At 35.0% G+C, this 19546-nt stretch carries 16 protein-coding genes; all 16 read right to left on the bottom strand.

Features of this window, described 5'->3' with window-relative positions; genetic code table 11:
• Positions 1-35: 35 nt before the first annotated feature.
• Entirely contained in the window at positions 36-1148 is a 1113-nt protein-coding gene (locus GQ45_RS14125) for an efflux RND transporter periplasmic adaptor subunit (protein ID WP_047418982.1), read from the bottom strand.
• Positions 1149-1201: 53 nt separating this feature from the next.
• The gene (locus tag GQ45_RS14120) at positions 1202-2461 is read right to left on the bottom strand and encodes an ABC transporter permease (protein ID WP_047418980.1); all 1260 of its coding nucleotides are present in this window, start codon (positions 2459-2461) and stop codon (positions 1202-1204) included.
• Positions 2462-2475: 14 nt separating this feature from the next.
• Positions 2476-3723 (bottom strand): ABC transporter permease, encoded by a 1248-nt coding sequence (locus GQ45_RS14115; RefSeq protein ID WP_047418978.1) that lies wholly within the window; start codon positions 3721-3723, stop codon positions 2476-2478.
• Positions 3724-3944: 221 nt separating this feature from the next.
• The gene (locus GQ45_RS14110; RefSeq protein ID WP_047418976.1) at positions 3945-4163 is read right to left on the bottom strand and encodes a hypothetical protein; all 219 of its coding nucleotides are present in this window, start codon (positions 4161-4163) and stop codon (positions 3945-3947) included.
• 12 nt (positions 4164-4175) lie between these two features.
• Positions 4176-4712, bottom strand: a complete 537-nt coding sequence (locus GQ45_RS14105; RefSeq protein ID WP_047418974.1) for a DUF420 domain-containing protein — start codon at positions 4710-4712, stop codon at positions 4176-4178.
• A gap of 2 nt (positions 4713-4714) precedes the next feature.
• Positions 4715-5440, bottom strand: a complete 726-nt coding sequence (locus GQ45_RS14100) for an SCO family protein (RefSeq protein WP_047418972.1) — start codon at positions 5438-5440, stop codon at positions 4715-4717.
• A 66-nt stretch (positions 5441-5506) separates the two neighbouring features.
• Complete coding sequence (locus GQ45_RS14095; RefSeq protein ID WP_047418970.1) at positions 5507-6139, bottom strand: hypothetical protein; 633 nt, start codon at positions 6137-6139, stop codon at positions 5507-5509.
• A gap of 205 nt (positions 6140-6344) precedes the next feature.
• Positions 6345-6728, bottom strand: coding sequence for a cytochrome C oxidase subunit IV family protein (locus tag GQ45_RS14090; RefSeq protein ID WP_047418969.1), 384 nt, complete (start codon positions 6726-6728; stop codon positions 6345-6347).
• Positions 6729-6748: 20 nt separating this feature from the next.
• Positions 6749-7726: a cytochrome c oxidase subunit 3 gene (locus tag GQ45_RS14085; protein ID WP_047418967.1), complete on the bottom strand. Its 978-nt coding sequence runs from the start codon at positions 7724-7726 to the stop codon at positions 6749-6751.
• Between the two features lie 153 nt (positions 7727-7879).
• Positions 7880-8458: a cytochrome c oxidase subunit 3 gene (locus GQ45_RS14080; RefSeq protein ID WP_047418965.1), complete on the bottom strand. Its 579-nt coding sequence runs from the start codon at positions 8456-8458 to the stop codon at positions 7880-7882.
• Between the two features lie 7 nt (positions 8459-8465).
• Complete coding sequence (gene cyoE / locus GQ45_RS14075) at positions 8466-9365, bottom strand: heme o synthase (protein ID WP_047418964.1); 900 nt, start codon at positions 9363-9365, stop codon at positions 8466-8468.
• 164 nt (positions 9366-9529) lie between these two features.
• Positions 9530-10330, bottom strand: a complete 801-nt coding sequence (locus GQ45_RS14070) for an energy transducer TonB (RefSeq protein ID WP_052188235.1) — start codon at positions 10328-10330, stop codon at positions 9530-9532.
• A gap of 213 nt (positions 10331-10543) precedes the next feature.
• On the bottom strand, positions 10544-11263 hold the full coding sequence (locus tag GQ45_RS14060) for an energy transducer TonB (RefSeq protein ID WP_047418960.1): 720 nt from the start codon (positions 11261-11263) through the stop codon (positions 10544-10546).
• Positions 11264-11330: 67 nt separating this feature from the next.
• Positions 11331-11678, bottom strand: coding sequence for a VanZ family protein (locus GQ45_RS14055; RefSeq protein WP_081980928.1), 348 nt, complete (start codon positions 11676-11678; stop codon positions 11331-11333).
• A gap of 34 nt (positions 11679-11712) precedes the next feature.
• Positions 11713-12093: a glycine cleavage system protein GcvH gene (gcvH, locus tag GQ45_RS14050; RefSeq protein ID WP_047418957.1), complete on the bottom strand. Its 381-nt coding sequence runs from the start codon at positions 12091-12093 to the stop codon at positions 11713-11715.
• Between the two features lie 297 nt (positions 12094-12390).
• Positions 12391-19542: a cell surface protein SprA gene (gene sprA / locus GQ45_RS14045; protein ID WP_047418955.1), complete on the bottom strand. Its 7152-nt coding sequence runs from the start codon at positions 19540-19542 to the stop codon at positions 12391-12393.
• Positions 19543-19546: the final 4 nt, after the last annotated feature.

Below are 19546 nucleotides of genomic sequence, written 5' to 3'. Positions count from 1 at the left end.
GCTATGAAAATGAAACATTTATTTTATATTCAAATCTAATTACTTTCTTCTTCTTTTATAAGGATATTCCAAACTTTAATTTTGTCTTTTAAATTAATTCCTGACTTCACCTCCACATTAATCCCATCGCTAATACCTAATTCAATAGCTGTGCGTTCAAATTTTTGTTCTCCGATCGCTTTTTCAACAAAAGGTTTTTTAGTTTTATCATCGTATTGTACCAAAGCTTCTTTTATTGATAGGACACTATCTGCCCTCGCCAATATAATAGAGGCGTTCGCACTTAAACCAGCTCTTATAAAAACAGCATCTTGCTTTTTTAGTGTCCCTTTTATTTCAAATTGTATGGCTCCATTTTCAGCTTTTCCTTTTGGGGCTATATAATCTAAGACCGCAGGAAACACCTTATTTTCTATGGCTCCTACAGTAATTTCTAAAGGTAAATTTTCTTTTACTTTACCTACTTCAGACTCATCAATTTTACCCTCAAAAATCATTTTATCAATATCTGCAATCGCCGCAATAGTGGTCCCTTCATTAAAATTATTACTTTCGATTACTTGATTCCCGACTTCCACAGGCACTTCTAACACCATCCCATTAACCGTTGCTCTTATCAAGGTATTTGCTGAATTTCCATATCCACTAGTGGTTCCAGTTTTTACAATATCATACCTCTTGTTTGCTGCACTATAACTTTGTTTGGCCTGATCACGTGTTACTTGCGCACGTTCTAAATCTACTTGAGAAATTACCCCTTTATCAAATAAAGTTTTTTGACGTTCATAATTCCGATTCTGATCATTTAAATTAATTTTTGCATCTTGAATACCATTACTAGCATCATTTAAAGCGTTAAGATTGGGCACTATTTTGATTTTGGCTAATAAATCTCCAGATTTTACATAATCGCCACCCTCCACATAAATTTCTTCGATAACTCCAGAAATATTTGGTTTTATAAGCACTTCTTCTAATGGTAAAATACTACCGGTAGCCATTGTTTTTTTTACGATGGTTTGGATAGAAGCTCCCTCAGTTTCATAGGTAATTGGATCTTCTGCATTTTTTTGATATAAATAATACATGGCTCCTCCAAATGAAGCCACGATTAAAAGTAAAATGATGATGGTGATTCTTTTTTTCATTGTAAATTGATTTATCTCCGTTAACCACGGATCATTTGATTGATTTCTATTTGTTATTCTGCCCTCAAAGCATCTATTGGTTTTACTTTAATAGCACTTTGAGCAGGGATAAAACCAGCAAATAAGCCAGAAACTATTAAGATCATCAGTGCAATGAGCACCACACCCAAACTTACACTTGGATTTAAAAACATATCTACAGGACCAACGGCATCTAAAAGTGCATTTACTCCATAAATAAACAAGGCTCCAAATATAATTCCTCCCATACCTGAAATAATTGTCAAAAAAATAGATTCCATTAAAATTTGTAGCTTAATCGACCATGGATCTTCCCCAAGGGCTCTGCGAATACCGATTTCTTTGGTACGCTCTTTTACGACTATGAGCATAATATTACTTACCCCAATAACACCCGAAATTAAAACTAAAATACCTACAAAATAGGCGATTAAACGCATAGCCGTAAACAAGCTTTCTACCCTATTAAACTGCTCGTACAAATCAAAATTACCAATAGCACGATCATCTTCAGGATGAATTTTCCTATTTTTTTTCATCAAATTAATGATGCCTTCTTTGAGACTTGTAATAGAAGAGCCATCATTCGCCGTGATGGCCATCCAACCTACATCATTACCTCTATTGAAAGCTTGTGAAAAAGCTGTAAAGGGTACAAAAATTTCTTTTTGCCCTTCTTCGCCATCACCATTATTACTATTTTTTTTGTAAGTGCCCACCACCATAAAATTTACCCCTTGAATTTTTATGTATGATCCTAAAATCTCTTCTTCTTTTTCATATAATGCCGTCCTTACTCCTTCGCCAATGATAGCTATTTTACGCTTTTCATCAATATCAGTCTGGTTGATGAAGCGACCCAATGTTATTTTCATTGGATCTTGCTTAATAATCTCAGGATAGTCACCATATACATTAAATGCACCAACTTTTATTCCTTTGACAACGTTGTTTTCTCCTCTGAACCCACCCAATTGGTTTCGTGGTGAAATAAAACGTAGCTCTGAAATGTTCTCTTTTAAGGCGGTAACATCCTCTATTTTAAAAGAAAAACGTCGTCCTTTAGGAAGTCCTTGATACTCCTTTGAAGTAGCTTGAGACCACATAAACATAGTGTTGGTAGCTATATCTCCAAAATCGGTTTTAATCCCGTTTTCTAAGCCTTTGCCTGCTGCTAAAAGAATAATCAAAATTAAGATCCCCCAAAAAACACCAAAAGCGGTTAAAATAGTCCTAAACAAATTACTCGTTAATACCTCAATGATTTCTCTCCAGCGATCTCTATTAAACATAGTTGGTTTGTTTGTTAATCATCTCGTAGGGCATCAATAGTGTGTATAGTAGCAGCACGCCAAGCAGGAAAAAAACCTGCAATGGCTCCTGAAAGAACCAATAAAAATACGGTGGCTAATGCTACGTTGAAATTTACAGATGGATTTACGATATAATCGACCTCTATATTCGGCCCTATAATTTCTAGGAGCCCCATACTTAAAATTAATCCTGTAAATCCTGAAATAGCGGTCACAAAGATCGATTCATGAAGAATCATCCCAATGATAGCCCAAGGCTTGGCGCCTAATGCTTTTCTAATCCCAATTTCTTTTGTACGTTCTTTTACGACTATGAGCATAATATTACTTACCCCAACAACCCCAGCGATAATGGTACAGACACCAACAAACCAAAAAAATAATTTTATGTTTCCTGTGAGACTATAAAACCGCTTTGCTTCTTCCATAGGATTGTAAATACCTACTCCACCTTGATCATCAGGCGCAACGGAATGCTTTTGTTTTAAAAATGTTTCTACTTTATTTTTAAATTGTATGGATTGGGCCACTGCATCATCAAAGTTGGCGACAGGAGGTAATGAAAAACTTAAGTTATCTAACTTATCAGCACCATTGAAAACTCTTTGCGCTGTAGTCACAGGAATGAAGATACGATCTTCTTCTTGATCGCCACCTTTCTCCTTATAAATACCAACTATGGTGAAAGGTATGTTTGATATTTTGATGATTTCTCCAACAGGATTTTCAACCTTTTTAAAAGCTTCTCTTTTAATTTTGGCACTTATGATGGCCACTTTACGAACTTGCTTTTCATCCTCTTCATTCAAAAACCTACCCGCTAGTAAGCTTTCATTTTCTATAAACTGAACCTCAGGAGTTGTCCCTAAAACTTGATAAATTAAAGCATCATTCCCATAGGTAGTTGTTATGCTTCTTGGACGGTAAAATTTTGATTTATTTTCAATATTCAAATCCATTTTATTCACAATGGTATTGTAATCTTCATTCCTAAATTGAATTTGTCTACCTGGGTTTAGGCCCTTATATTCCTTTTGGGTGGTTTGTGTCCAAACCCAAATACTAGTAGCCGCATCGCCCTCAAATTCTTGGGCAATACCATTTTGCATGCCCTGACCAAACCCTAATAAAATAACTAAAATAAAGATCCCTGAAGCCACGGAAAGTCCCGTGAGAAAAGTTCGTAATTTATTTTTACGTATGGTATCAAAAATTTCTTGCCATCTTTCTATATCAAACATGCTGTTTCTTTAGTTGGATAAAAGATTCTAAACCAGTCATTATACAAGAGACTATAGAAAAGTAGATTCTGTTACAGCAATAGACTTAAATAAATGTTAAAAAAATAATTTGAGCTATAAACAGCCTAAAAGATTGGGCTAACCTCAGACTGAAGTGAAGGAAACAGTAGCGTAAACCTATGTTTCATGGAAGGCTAGAGATTCGTAGTTGATTGAAAAAATTAGGCTTGATGCCTCATTTTACGATACACAAAATAAAATAATGCTCCAACTAAGATGTATGGAATAGCCATTAAGTATACAATACCATCATTAATACCTTCTGCCGTACTTTGCCCTTCTTCGCTTTCTAAAACAGCACGGCACATGGCACACTGCGCTTCTGTTAGCGTCGGGATGAACAAGATTACAAAGAGTAAAACAATAATTTTTAACTTCATGGCATACTAGATTTAAGCGTGAACGTAATAAGGAGATATCATGATATATACAATCACACCTGTTATAGCCACATACAACCAAATAGGAAATGTTATTTTCGCTAATTTTCTATGTTCCTCAAATTTTTTTAAATAGGCCTTGGCATAGGTTCTAAGCACTAAAGGGATAATCACTATAGAAAGAATGATATGTGTGATTAGAATAAAATAATAAAGGTATTTTATGAGGCCCTCACCACCGAATTTCGTAGAGTCTGAAGTCATATGGTACCCTATGTACATGATTAAAAATACTAATGATAAGCCAATACAGGTCGTCATTAAGTTTTGATGTACTTTTCGATTTCCATTTTTAATAGCGAAAACTGCCAAAACCAGTAAAACAGCAGTTATGCCGTTAATACTTGCATAAATTGGGGGCAAAAAGCTTAATGAATTTACATTCGGTAATTTTACCGTAAATAAAATCGCCACAACTACTGGAACGATAATAGAAACTATGGTTATCAGTTTATTAAATTCTTTTTCTCTTTTTTCTAGTGCGTCCATGACTATTCTTCCAATAATTTTTTAATATCCTCTTTTAAAATACCTATTTGTTCCTTTTCGCCATGGTCATTTTCGCCCTCCCTTTCAGCTATGGTGCCTCGGTAGTATATAATTGGATTTCCAAAATCATCAACACGAGATCGTAAGAATCCCTGTTTATCGACCAAAGCGAACATTCCTGCATGTTCAAATCCACCTGGTGCATCAGGCATCTGTTTTGCAAAAATATTGAACCCACTATTGGCTAAATCGTATATAGCTTTGGTATCTCCTGTCATCAGATGCCAATTCATATTGGTGATCCCATATTTTTCTGCATATTGCTTTAAAACCGAAGGGGTATCGTACTCCGGATTAATAGTAAAAGAGGCTACTCCTAAATTATCAAAGTCCTTAAATTGATTTTGAATTTCTACTAAGTTCTCATTCATGATAGGACATATAGTAGGGCAAGTCGTAAAGAAAAATTCCACTAAATATACTTTGTTTTTAAAATCGTCATTAGTGATCAGCAAGCTATCTTGGTTCGTAAAAGCGAAATTAGGAACTTTTCTTTTTTCACCATTCAAAACTATATAGGCCAAATCACCGCTGTTATTCGCTCGATTTAAACGATCTGCTTCGACTACGCTGCCTGTTTTGAGCCTAGTAATAATTTTTGGAATAAAAATAATCCCAAAAATTAAAATGATGGCAGAAACCCAAACGTAGGTGTAATTATTTTTCATGTAATATTTTTAAAGCTCTTAATGCTCAGCGCTATTTTCGTTTAACATCAACTAGTTTTGAGGTTCTTAAATATCGCGATTCGCATTATTTTTCTTTAGTGCAAGGCGATATTCTGCCAAAATAATTTTAACATCATCGATCATTTTATTGTTTATTTCTGCTACTGAAGTTGCATCAAAACCATATAAAATAGCGTTATCTTCTTCTTTATCCCTCCCTCTTAAAGATTTATCTTTATCAATAATAAAAACATAGGGGGTACTGTAGCTAGCGTCTAACTCTAAATTGGTTTTTAAGCTAGAAAATACCGAAACAATCTCGGAAGGTTCAATAAAGATAAATTTCCATTTACTTACATCAGCTAATTCATTCAGTTCTTTTTGCAATTCCTCCACTTTACTTTCAGTTCCTTTGGGTACGATCATGATGAACTGAAAATCCTTAAATTCATAAAAACGCTTATAAACTTTTTGATTTAAGTTGAAGGCGTTTCCCTTTTTTAGATCTACATCAGCTCCCAAAAAACCAAGTATTGTTATTTTATCTTCAAAAGTTACCTGTGCGTTATACGCACTAACGTCTTGGATATTTTCAGTAAGCACTGGAAGTTTTCCAAAATTATTTACTCCGGAAGCAAAAAACAAATAAACTACTATTGGAAACACAAATAAAACAACTAAAACAAATGTCTTTTTCATAAGCTAATCTATTATTTAGCGCTCTAATTTTTTATCTGTTTCAAAGCTCATATTCGACATAAGTAAAGCCCTGTGTTGCTTTAAAACTTAAATATAACAATGAGATGAAAACGAAAAATTTTAAACATCTAAATTTAAAGTACAAAAATAAAAAAAGACGGTCGTAAAACCGTCTCTTTTAACTCTTAATTATAGTTCTTTTAATTTAAAAATTCCACTTTACAAAACCGTTAGAATACACTTCGTGAATGTAGTCTGCTTCAAAAAGCAAAATGAATATTAAATAAGACACTAAGAATATAGGCGTCCAAACAATAGTTCTTCTTAATGCACTACGTTCATCTCTTAAGTGCATAAAGTCCCAGGCTATATAATAGGCTTTTACTAGGGTTAAAATAATAAAAATCCAGTTTAGTAAATGCATTCCTAAAAAGGATGATTGAACTAAATATGCAGGTTTTATAATCCCCAATACTACTTCTACAGTAGTCACCAGGGTTAAAAATATAAGTACTCCCCATATTTTACTAACATTGGACTTAAATTTAACTAAACCTCTAAAAATTTCTAATTTATGATCGTGTGCCATTTTATCTATTTTTTAATCTATTATACCAAGTAGAAGAATGTAAATACAAATACCCATACTAAATCTACAAAGTGCCAGTATAGCGCTACTTTTTCAACCATTTCATAACTCTTTCTTCTTTCGTATGTGCCTAAAATAACATTAAAGAATATAATGATATTAATTATAACTCCCGAGAAAACGTGGAAACCATGAAACCCCGTAATGAAAAAGAAAAAATCAGCAAATAATCTACTACCATATTCATTGCGAACAAGATTTGCTCCTTCTACAACAATGGTTGCTTCTTTATTTAATTTTAGCAAAGAGTCTTCTCGTGACAGTATCGTTTTATGTCCGTTTTCATCTTTCATTTCTGTACGAACTAGGATGTTTGGACTCGCTTGAAACCCTTGTACAACTTCATTTACGGTATAGGTTGGTAAAGACCCTTCATCCATAAACCAAAAACCTTCACTTCTAGTGAGTTGTTCTCGCTCATCTTCAATTATTTTAGCAAAATCTGCTATAGCAACTCTATCCCCTGTGTTGGCATCTACAAATTGTAATATTCTACCCCCTTTTGTTTCGATAGCACCATAATCTCCCTTGATAAAAGTAGCCCATTCCCAAGCTTGCGAGCCTACGAAAATAGCCCCACCGATAACGGTTAAAAACATATACCAAATCACCTTATTTTTTTGCAACTTGTGACCAGCATCTACGGCTAAAACCATAGTCACTGATGACATAATTAAAATAAAGGTCATCAAGGCCACATAAATCATGGGGTAATTTCCATGAACAAAAGGTACGTGGGTAAATACTTCATCCGCAATAGGCCATGTTTCTATAAACTTAAATCTTGTAAAACCATAAGCTGCAAGAAAACCCGAAAATGTTAAAGCATCAGAAACAATGAAAAACCACATCATCAATTTTCCATAACTCGCTCCAAGTGGCCTGTTGCCACCACCCCATACATTTTCTTCTTCACCCGTTGTAACCGTAGTATCCATACTTATATTATAGCGTTAATAAATTTTTCACAAATTTACATTTTTTTTAACTAAACAAAATTTTTGCTTTTAAAAAATGTATAAAAAATAATGTTTCTTAATTGTAAACCGAATATTTCTAATGAGCTAAGCTTTTTAAGCCATTTTTATACCTTAATAAAAGTAAAAAAACAGAATTAAATATAACCAAAGTAAATCTAAGAAATGCCAAAAAGTAGCTCCTAATTGTAATCCCAATAAATTTGTAGGGGTATATTTCCCTTTAGATTGATTATAAATCACCACTATTAATGATATCAATCCGGCGACTACATGCAAAATATGCACCATAGCTATCAAAAATATATAAGAAGTAGTAACACTGCTGGAGGGTCCTGTAAAATAATACCCTTGAGATACAATTTCTGAAAAACCAATAAATTGAAAGCTAATAAAGGCTATACCCAAGCCAAGTGTACTGTATAAAAATGTAGTGCAACGTGAAGATTTACCTTCTTTCATCGCTTTTTTTGCTAAAATATAAGTAAAACTGCTTATAATTAACAATACCGTACTGATATAAAATGATGATGGCAAATTAAAATCTTTCAACCAATCCTCTCTCGTACTACTCACTATGTAAGCACTCGTCCAGCCTGCAAAGGTCATTAATAGACTTGCTATACCAAACCAAAGCATCATTTGTTTTGCTCTGCCTTGTTTTACTTCTAATGTACTTTCTGTTAAATCCATTTATTTTTTATAAAAATTTATCAATCACATAAACAAGGGGCATGAGTGTAATATAACTTACACTTGCTAACATTAATTTTTTTGCAGCGGGGTTATCACGTTTTTCATATAATTTAAAAGCAAAAAACAACATCACAAGCCCTAATATAAAAACGATTAGTGCAGCTGGAATAGATAATTCTAATTTTCCAGTAAACCCAAATACAGGCACTATAGAAATTAGGATCATCCAAATGGTATACATAATAATCTGTAGTGCAGTTCCTTTGTCTTTTTTACCGGTGGGCAACATTTTAAAGCCACCTTTTTTATAATCATCATCGAGCATCCAACCTAAGGCCCAAAAGTGAGGAAATTGCCAAAAAAACTGAATCATAAAAAGTGTTCCTGGTTCAATACCGAAATCATTGGTAGCTGCTACCCAGCCCAGCATAAAAGGGATAGCACCAGGGATGGCCCCGACAAAAACAGAAAGTGGTGTCATTGTTTTTAAAGGGGTATAAGCGCTCGTATATAAGAATATGGAGATGGCTCCAAACATGGCTGTTTTTGGATTCAGGATATATAAGCAAACCAATCCGATGATGGTTAAAACTACCGCTATCACTAAGGCCTGATTAACAGACATTCTACCCGCTGGAATAGGTCTATTCTTAGTTCTATTCATCAAGGCGTCTAAGTCTTTTTCAATCACTTGATTATAGGCATTGGATGCCCCAACCATACAATAACCACCAAAAGCTAAGAGAAGTATTGGCAACCAGTGTACCTCAGGTGCCCCAAGTAGGTAACCAGCAATAGCAGAAAACACAACACTTATAGAAAGTCTTGCTTTGGTAATTTCCTTAAAATCAGCAAAAATCAAAGACAAAGAAGCTTCTTTTGCTGCACTAACTGCCGTTTTCATTCGGTTCGTTTATTGGAGTGCAAAGATACATCCAGATTGCTATTTCTCCAACGAAATTAAAAGGTTTGTGTATTTTTAACAAGGTGTTAGCAATGATCTGTATCCCTAAAAAAAACTCGTTAGGTGTAAGGCCTAACGAGTTAAATTCTTAAAAACCAAGTTTTTTAGTGTAATTGAAAATTAATAGGGATACTAAACGACACTTTTACGGGTTTCAAATGTTGCTTTCCCGGGGTCATTTGTGGTAATTTATCAATAATTCGAGCAGCTTCCCTTTCAAGAATTTCTGCAGGTCCTTTTAATTGAACATCTTCTATAAACCCTTGTTTCCCGATGGTAAACATCACATAAACTTTACCCTTTGTTCCAGTGGCTATTGCTGCTTCTGGGTATTTGAAGTTTTTTTTGATGTGCTTCTGCATTTGAGCTTGAAAACACGTTTGACGTTCCACTTTCGGAACATTTTCACAGCCAGGAAAAATAGGTGCATCTTCTAAAGCTGCGATCGGGATTACGATGTTAGGATCTTCATCCTTTGGCGCTACAATAATTGCATCAACATCTAAAGGAGCTGAATTTTTAGTAGGTTCGTTCTTGTATTCTAAACTATTTGGAACCTCAACGGGGTCATCAACCACTATAAATTCATCAAGACTAGTTGCTTTTTGAAAAACTTTTTTAGTGACTTCTTCTTTTTCGATAACAAAATCTGTAGGAGGGAATTCAACAAGCTCTGGAATTTCTACTTGTTGCGTCATCAGCTTTGGTTGTTTTTTATTAAAAGCATACTCTAAACCAAAATAGACGAGCAACATCGCCAAAATTAAACCGATCTGGAAGTGAACAAATCCGTTTTTTCGTAAATTTGCGTCTTGTTTGCTCCCTTTGGAGCTTACAACATGGGGCGTTTCGCTGCACAACCCATTGCCGTGGACTGTTGCAGTACTTTTTGTACTTTTTTTCATAATAGGAATGTTTAAAGTGTTACTATTTTGTTAAATACAAGAAACGTACCAAAAAAAAATCCCGAGCCTAGGTTCGGGATTTTTAGTTGTAAAAAAAGTTTTGGGTTAAAAAAGCTAGTGGAAACAATGATAAAAATTATCCTGCCCTTAAAGCTATTAAACAAAAAACCCGAGACAATGTCTTCGGGTTTATTCTATAGTGTCAAAAATAGATTACTGTAATTTGAAGGTAATTGGAATACTAAATGGTACTCTAACTGCTCTACCTCTTTGCTTACCAGGTGTCATTTTTGGAAGCTTACTAATAATACGAGCAGCTTCAGCTTCTAGGTTTTTATCTGGTCCACGCATTCTAACGCTACCAATACTCCCATCTTTCTGAATTACAAAGTTTACATAAACTTTACCTTGTACCCCCATTTCTTGAGAAATTTCAGGATATCTAAAGTTTTTACTGATATGCTTGAACATTTGTTCTTGAAAACAATCTCTTAACGCTTTAGCTCCTTTACTTTTTTCACTTTCACAGCCTGGAAAAATAGGCACATCTTCAATAACAGAGAAGGGAATGTCTAAATCTTCTACTACTTCAGCCACTTCAATATCAGCTACTTCAGCAACTACTTCATCTTCATTCGATTCTGTATCTTTAATAACTGTTTCAGGAACATCAGCCTCATCTTCCACAACTTCAATTATTTCAGGAGCTGGTGGTGGCGGCGGTGGCGGCGGTGTTTTTATTTGTTCAGTCATTGGAACTTCTTCATCTAGTAAATCATCGATATTTTGAGAAATGTCGTAGTTTACTACATCGTCATATTTTTTGTACTCCAAGGCTTGCCAAGTAAGAAACATTACCAAAGCCAAACCTCCAACAAAAAATAGACCGCTATTTCTTGAGATATCTGCTTTAGGATTCTTTTTTAATTCCATAGTTCAAAGATTTAATGTGAGCTAATTTAATTATTTATTTATAAATACGAGAATTTTTTTTTATTTTTTAGGTAATTCGTTTTTTAATTAACCGTTTTGAGACTAACCAACCCATGAATGCTCCCAATGAATTTGCCGCCATATCAAAAAAATCACCCTGTCTGTGCTCCGTAAAGCTGTACTGAAATAGCTCAATAATCGTACCATAAATGATAGAAAATCCAAGCACGTACATCAAAGCAGTTTTTAACTTTATTTTAGTTTTTAGTTCCCTTAAGGCAAAGCTCCCTAAAATAGTCGCTAAAAAATAAAACATAAAGTGTACTATTTTATCAAAATGTGGTATCTGGAGGTTGGATGCTATTTTGCCGACGCCTTTAAACGTAAATAAGCTGAGTAATGTAATGAACACCATCCAGCTTATAAACAAAATTGTAAACCTATATTTTTTAAGCACCCACTAGTTCCTTATAATCAGCCTCACTTAACAGTGAATCAATTTCGGAGCTATCGCTAATTTTAATTTTTATCATCCACCCTTTTCCGTAAGGATCAGAATTTACATCTTCTGGGTTATCTTCTAAACCTTCATTAAAGGCAATAATTTCACCTGAAAGAGGTAAAAACAAATCTGAAACTGTTTTAACGGCTTCAACGGTTCCGAAAACTTCATCTTTACCTAAGGTTTCATCTAAAGTCTCAACTTCTACATAAACAATATCACCAAGTTCACTTTGCGCAAAATCAGTTATACCCACTGTAGCGGTATCTCCTTCTATTTTAACCCATTCGTGATCTTTTGTATATTTTAATTCTGAGGGAATATTCATAATGTCGTATTTCTATCTGTTTAGAAAACAAATGTAAAATATTAATATTAGGTATTCAAAAAAAAGTGCGATTTCAATCCTTATTAAAAAACCTAGCCCTACCCTTATTTGGTATCGCAAGCCTATTTTAGATGTTGAATTCTAAAAAAATAAACTCGTAAACTTGATACATTCAGAAGCCTTGTTGTAAAATGGCCTTTTTATAATAAATGAATTTGTAAATTGGTATTAGTAAATTTCAATACTGAAACCTACAACAAACAAGTACTGGTGCATTCAGAAATGGTCAGCACGCCATTAATTACCAAAATTATAGCGAATAGTAAAGCCGGTATTTATCGTGGTTTGTGGAAATGCTGTAGAAACGGCAAACTGAGAAAACGAATGATCGTAGAAAAATAAAGCATTCACATTTTTAGTCAGTGCATAATCTACATTAAACTTTACATTAAATAAATTTTGCCCTGAGGTAATTTGATTATTGTCTAAATCTAAATTTCTAATATAGGTTATGTTATCCCGTAAGGTGGCATCTAATTTAATGTTTAAATCGCCTTTTAACCGTGTTTTTTGTCCTCCAATATTGGTGACCATTTGTACATCTTTAAAGCGATAACCAAGTCCAACGGTATAGTCTTTCCCATTAATTTCAGTAAGTAAACTATTATCAAAGCTTAAGGATAAAGTTCTATTGGTGCGCACTTCTGCCAAAACACTCATAGAATTTTTCATTTCAAAATCTACTTTTACTAAAGGGTTAAATTCATCGGTGAGCACTACATTGCTTATAATGTTATCTGGTAATAAATCTAAATTTTCTGCATTTACAGCTGGCAGACCTTCAGAAAGTAATTGTACTTTCTCTAAATTTGTCTGAAAAGAGTTGATACTGTAAGCCGCTCTGTAGCCATGATTAATGGAGAAACGCTTAAACTTACTCTTAAACCATTTAATATTCATTAAACCCGTATACTTCAAAGTCCAGTTTGGAATAGGAATATCTCTAAAGGCATCTAAATTTACGCGATCTACACCTTGTCCGGTATAAGCGGCAAAAAAAGCAGGTAACAATACTTCTTGACTTGTTTTCCCATACTGTTCTGGAAAACCGTCAGCATCTAGTGCTCCTGGGGCTTGACCTCTATCAGATAGGAGTCTATTTGCTATTGTAATTCGGTTCTGCTTAAATGTTTCAAAAGTTTCTGAAGTAAATTCATCGCTTTGACTAAAAACTGTTCCTAACATGACTGTTGAAACACTAAAGTTGCCAAAATCGTTTCCTAACAAATTATTATACAAATAATCATTGGGGCCAATTTCATCGATTCTAAAGCTTTCTTCATACCTTTTTTGATACTGTCTATCTGCACTTAAGTCGATGGTTAAATCCTTTACAGGCTGGGCTGTCGCTGTGATATTTAAACGCGTATTAATATTTTGAACAAATTGCTGGTTAAAGTCTGAAAAGGTGGTAAGCCATCCATTTCTTGCGGCTTCAAAACGCACATCGGCTTGTTGGCTACCAAAAACAAAGCCTAATGAAGGTCTTGTTGTTCCTAAAAACCCAATAGACTGGGTGTATCCTGGTAAGGCTGTTCCACTTGTTTGCTCGTAAGCCACATTTAAACGCTTTACCATTGTGACAACATCTATAAACGTATTAAATAAAGGACTTGTTTTATTCGTGTTTTCATTTTTATCGCTTGTCTTTGAGCTAACCGCCAAGGCTTTTGCATTGCCTTTTACCTTTTTAAGACCTACTAAATCATACAACTTCTGCAAATTCATATTCGAAGAAAACTCATGTCTGTGCGAGTTTTGAACCGTATTTATAGTTTCTCCTGCAACTTCAATTAATGCATCGCCACCACGTTGCCAGTCAAAATTACTCGTGTAGCTGTATTGCCCAGTAATAAAGTCTAATACGGGTACCAATTTAAACGGCAAATCGTAATTTAATTGCAATTGTTGTGCATGCCTATTGGGTTCTCCAATATCCCAAAAACCATCCCAGATATCTAATTCTTGATTAATTAAAGAGGCTGAGTTATTATCTTGGTTAAAGTAATTCCGAACAATATTACTATTTGAGGCCTGAATATTTAGGCGCAATGATTTTGTTAAGGTATAATTTAAGGCATACTGCCAATTAAACAAATAATTCCGTTGTTGCAGTAGTGGCAAATCTAAGGCATCAACACCTGGCTCCAAAACATCTCTAAACTGTTGTTGGTTAAAATTTCGATTGATGTTAGAATTTACAGTCACCGTAGAAGGTAGTAAACTCAAATTTAATTCCTTTAACCATTTCCAATACGCACCAGTAAACAGTGAGTCCTTTTTTACAAAAGGTGCAACAGTCAAGGGTTTAAAACTATGGTTATATACAAAGCCAGTAGTTACATTTTGCTCTTGTAAATTGGCTATTTCGAAATCACGATGATTTGTTTCATTGTAGGAGTAATTAAAGGTAAAGTTTTCGATATCGTAAAAGTTTTCCTCGGCCTCTTCCCCTCTATTTTTTCGAACTCCAATGAGGTTAATACTTGTTCTTTTGGTGTAATCTTCGGCTTGTTGTAAAACTTGATCTTTCCCTTCCTGTGTTGTTTCAGCTGCAATACGATCGTTTAACTTTAAATCATCATAAACAGGATCGAACTCTGGAGTAATCATTTGTTCGGATACCCCATAATTAAATGGTAATTGAATTCCCCATTTTTTAGGAAGTAATTGTCCCATGTTTAAGTTGGTCACCACATCATAGGATATCGCATCTTCACGAGCTCTTTCATTTGGCATTTGATCTACGGCTCCAAAGCCTGAAGTACTTTTGCTACCTGTGGCAGAAACATCAGCAAAATCTGCAATATTTAAATCTACGGCTGCAATACTTGCCCATCCGCCGTTATTATCTAAACCTGCCAAGCGCAACTCATTAAACCAAACTTCTCCCCTTGCAAATTGAGAACTTTGGTTTTTTACACCCACCATCATACTTCGTAAACTGCCTAAAGATGGGTTTCCTTTGATACCAATTCTGGTAACGCCAAGCGTTCTAGGAGCAAATTCTGTTACAGGAATAGCATCGCCATCAATAATATCGTAATAACTAATCTGATTTAAGGTTTGATTGGCAATGCCAAAAGATTTTACTTTACTCAAATCAGCTAAATCTATAGCCAATTCGTTCATTTCTGGCCATATATCTTCAGCTTGCGTAGCGCCAAAATCAGTAAACGATAAAGGAATTTCTATTTGATAAAAATTTTGAGAGAAATCTGTTCCGATTCTTAAAAAACCAACTAAAGGTATTTCACCATCTAAGTAATCTGAATCTGAAATCTCTTCCGCATGCATAAACATTCTCAATTTTTTATACTGACGAACATCTATATTTATATTTTTAAATACCCCTCTTGAATCTTGTGGCTCTAGATTTTCAACCGCAAAAGATAAGGATTGCTCATTTTGACGAATTAAGGTATTGTTGTTGTTCAATTGTTCTCGGATAACCCCTGGCGGTAATTTATAAGGGATAGGTTCTCTTCGCTCATTTTCTGTGATGTTCACGGTATTTACATCAACTAAGGTCATATCGTCAGCAACGTTATCGTCAACCCCTGGTTGTAATGTTTTAGCATACGTTCTCCAATCACCTCGCACCAAATCTAGAGTTGCAAAACGCAGTGATACATCACTTGAAAAACCTGTTAAGTACATCCTTAAAAAACTGATGGATCTAAAATCTGATATTCCTCCTATAGCATTCGAAAAGTTACTTAATGGAATTTTATATTGAATCCAACGGCTTCGAACCTCAGAACCATCAGGAATATTATTTCCCGAAAGTACATTCTCTCTAATATCAGTAACATACTGATCATTAATAGTGGTGTTGGGTTTAATCGCAACCCGATACTCGTAATAACTATTAATGGTATTCATAGTTAAATCGCGATCAATATCTTCAACATCAGGTAAGGTGGTTGAACCCCTATTGGTATTGGTTACTTGTACCGGAGAGTTCCCCTCTGGGTTGTTAAAATCTAAATAGCGTTCTAATATTCCACCTTCTCTATTTAAGTAATATTGGTAGTTATCTAAAGCAGGGTCAGCGCCTGTATTGTTCGAGTAAACCGATGCTTCATCAGCATCATTTAAACCATCAAAGCCCACATCTTGCAAACCTCTATTATTTTCATTCACATCAAAGGCATACACTAAAGACTGTGTTGCGGGTACTTGACCCCAAGATGTTGGCGCCACCAAGTCATTACTTTGTACGCCTGGCAAGCCGTTTTCGTATTGCTTACGACCGTCTTTTAAAATGTCTTCTGAAATATTTCCTAAGTTAAACACTAATTCTCCTGCGCTCGTTGCAACTCCGTCTACATAAGGATCTAAGACCCAAAACTGCACGAATTCAACATTCGATTGCTCAAAATTGGTACTACTTAAAGGACGCATCATCCCGCCCCATTTTTGATTGGGCTGTTCTGTCGCAAAATTAGGATTGTTATTATAGGGGCCTTTTGTATTTGGGTAATACACCAAATCTAAGGTAGTTTGAACTCTGGACTGGCCTTGCGCTTGGTCGGTTTCAGGAAATACCTCATCGATAAAAACACGTCTGGTCTGATTCAAGGAAACATCTGAATCAGAAATGCCTGAAGGTCTATCTCTAATAGAATAAAATATGGGATCCACGGAATACCAAGCCATTTTTGAACGCCCATATCCATTTTCTAAATTGGCATCATCAGTCGGCGAACTGCCTGCTAATTGTCCCCCTGGTAAAAATTCTAATGGGGTACTTGCTAACGACCATCCTAGAGAAGAGCGGATATCGATTAAGGATTGTGCGCCTTCAAAATCATCTAAATACGTGGTTGATTCTCCATTAAAATCATCATTTTTTGGCGTTCCAGGACTTAAAAAAGCGACTTCTCCCCGTACCGATACGTTAGATGGAACATCGGTATCTATGTTTGGTAATTTATTGACTAACCTAGTTAAAAAAGGAACTTCAGTTGAAAAATTGCCATTCAATCCAAAAATAGTATTGTTTACAGGCTCTAAGCCATAATTTGCTTTTTGGGTTTGAGGTCTTTCATTTAAATTTATAAGCGTACCACCTAGCACAAAATTATTATTAATTTGATGTTCTATATTAATACCCGTATACCTTCTAGCTTGTTGTCCAAAAACCGCTGTATTTTCGACCGATATGTTAATAGGTGTATTTGAAGCTTGTAAAGAAGGGTCTGTTATTTGAACCGTTCCTGCAATATAATTTACAGTGTAATCTATCCCTTCTTGTAACTGGCGACCACCCGCAGTAACGCGAACTGATCCACGAGGAACATTAAAAGCCCCAATAGGAATACCATTATTTCCTTCGGATTTATAGCGTCCTTTTAATAAAAATTTGTTTTTATCGGCGTCTTCTAAAGCAGCAGCCTTGGTAAGGGAGTACATGCTCCTAAAAACGTATTTCTTTTGATTTTCGTTATAGCCCTGCTCATTAGTTACATCGTATACTCCACCCCCTAAGGTCTCAAATAAAAACGCTCCAAAAGGCTCGACTTTTGTAAATATAATTCTACCACTTTGGGTATCGACGGTTACTCCTGGTACGAAATCAAAAAAACCATCACCACCAGGCTGTGCATCATTGTAAATATTTAAGCGGTCTAAGTTAAAGAGGTTTAATAAAATACGTTCCTCTAAATTAGCAGGCCATCCATTGTCATTTACTTTCGTAATATAGTTCCTTGGGGTGGGATCTGAATATAAAATATTTAACTTAAAATCTTCTTGACTTAGCCTAAATGCACCTGTGGTATAGATGTTCTTCATCATTAAATCCCATATGGGATCAGAAACATTCGTAACGTTACTTTTTAATAATTTAAGAATTAGGGTGTTGTTATTGATGATAGGACTTGCACCGCCCGAAACGGTAGTGGCATCAATGCCACCGTTAGCAAACTCACCTACTTGATACACTTGACCTTTGTAGGTGTATTGATAGGCCACTGCTAAAACCTCATCGTTACTCAAGCGTTGATTTAAAGAAATATACCCTAATTGCTGATCGAATTGAAAGTCACGTACTTCTTCTAGTTTTCTTGCGTTTTCTAGAATAGCATAATCAAAGCCTTGATTTATTTGATAACCTGGCACATTAAAACCTGCCTCAACGGTTGCAATATCTCTAATTTGAGCTGTTAAAACTCCTCCGTTATCTATTAATTTAGGGTCAAAATCGTTGGCTCCATTTCTAGGTAAATCACCTGCAGTACTGCTATTAAAAAACCCAGGAGGATTACCATTTAACCTACCTATTCTTGTTTTTTCTGCTTGTGCTTCTCCTAAATCCTGAATAGCCACTACATTTCGAACATTTAGCGTTTGTTGGCTTCTATTGGTGACCCAAACCTCAATACGTGTAATTTGTACGGGTGTATTTTTATACGGATAATTAATCAAGGCATTATCGTACGTATCTCTAAAAAATTGTGATAAGAAAAAGTGTTTGTCTTCTTCGTAATCAAGGGCTGTAATTGAAAAGTCATTTAGGGTACCTCCCCCTTGAGCTACTACGGTACTGTTCTGAGATTGTTGGTCCGAAAATACGGTAGTTACTGTAGTTTTTCCAAATTGTAGTTGGGTTTTAATCCCAAAAAGACTCTGAGCTCCTTGTATTAAAGAACTGTTTAAGGGCATATTTACATTACCAACTTCAATTTTCTGTAAAATATCATCTTCTGTCGGTGTGTAATCTAACTTAACTATATTTTGAAAATCAAAAGTTGCTTCGGTATCATAGTTGGCGTTTACTTGTAACCGCTCCCCTATTTTACCTAACATGCTCAACCGAATTTGTTGATCAAAATCAAAGGCTAAATTTGTCCTTTGGCGCGGCGAAAGTGATGGATTGTCGTTCTTTTGCCAAAGCACTCCTAAATCCATAGCAATAGATCCTTGAGGAATTACTTCAATGGTATTACCTCCAAAAACAGACTCAAAAAAATTATTGTTTACGTAGAAATTGGGTAGTAAATTTTTTCTTGCTTCTTCACTTCCTTCTTTTTTTCCGGAGTAGGCATCAATCTTATCTTTAAAATAAGATCTCATATTTTCTTTTCGGGCTAGTGCTTGATACTCCTGCGGCGTTAAAATAATAGGATAGCTAATATCAAAATTTCCAACAGATTCTGAATAAAAATAACGATCTAATTTTGGATCGTAGGTGTACCTTGAAAGGATACTTTTAGGATTTTTTAATTGAAGTTTCCCTAGTGCTATTCCTGTTTGTACAGAGTCATTTTCTTGTTCAGTTGTCTCTTGCGCATAGGTCATGTGCGAGACACCAAAGAAAATTACAGATACCAGTAGTAGCCTAAATCTAGAAGATTTAAGGATTAATTTTGCCCTTTTTTTCAAACTT

Origin of the sequence: Cellulophaga sp. Hel_I_12 (genome assembly GCF_000799565.1) — a bacterium.
Classification (GTDB): Bacteria; Bacteroidota; Bacteroidia; order Flavobacteriales; family Flavobacteriaceae; genus Cellulophaga.
This window is presented reverse-complemented; position numbering and strand designations above follow the sequence as displayed.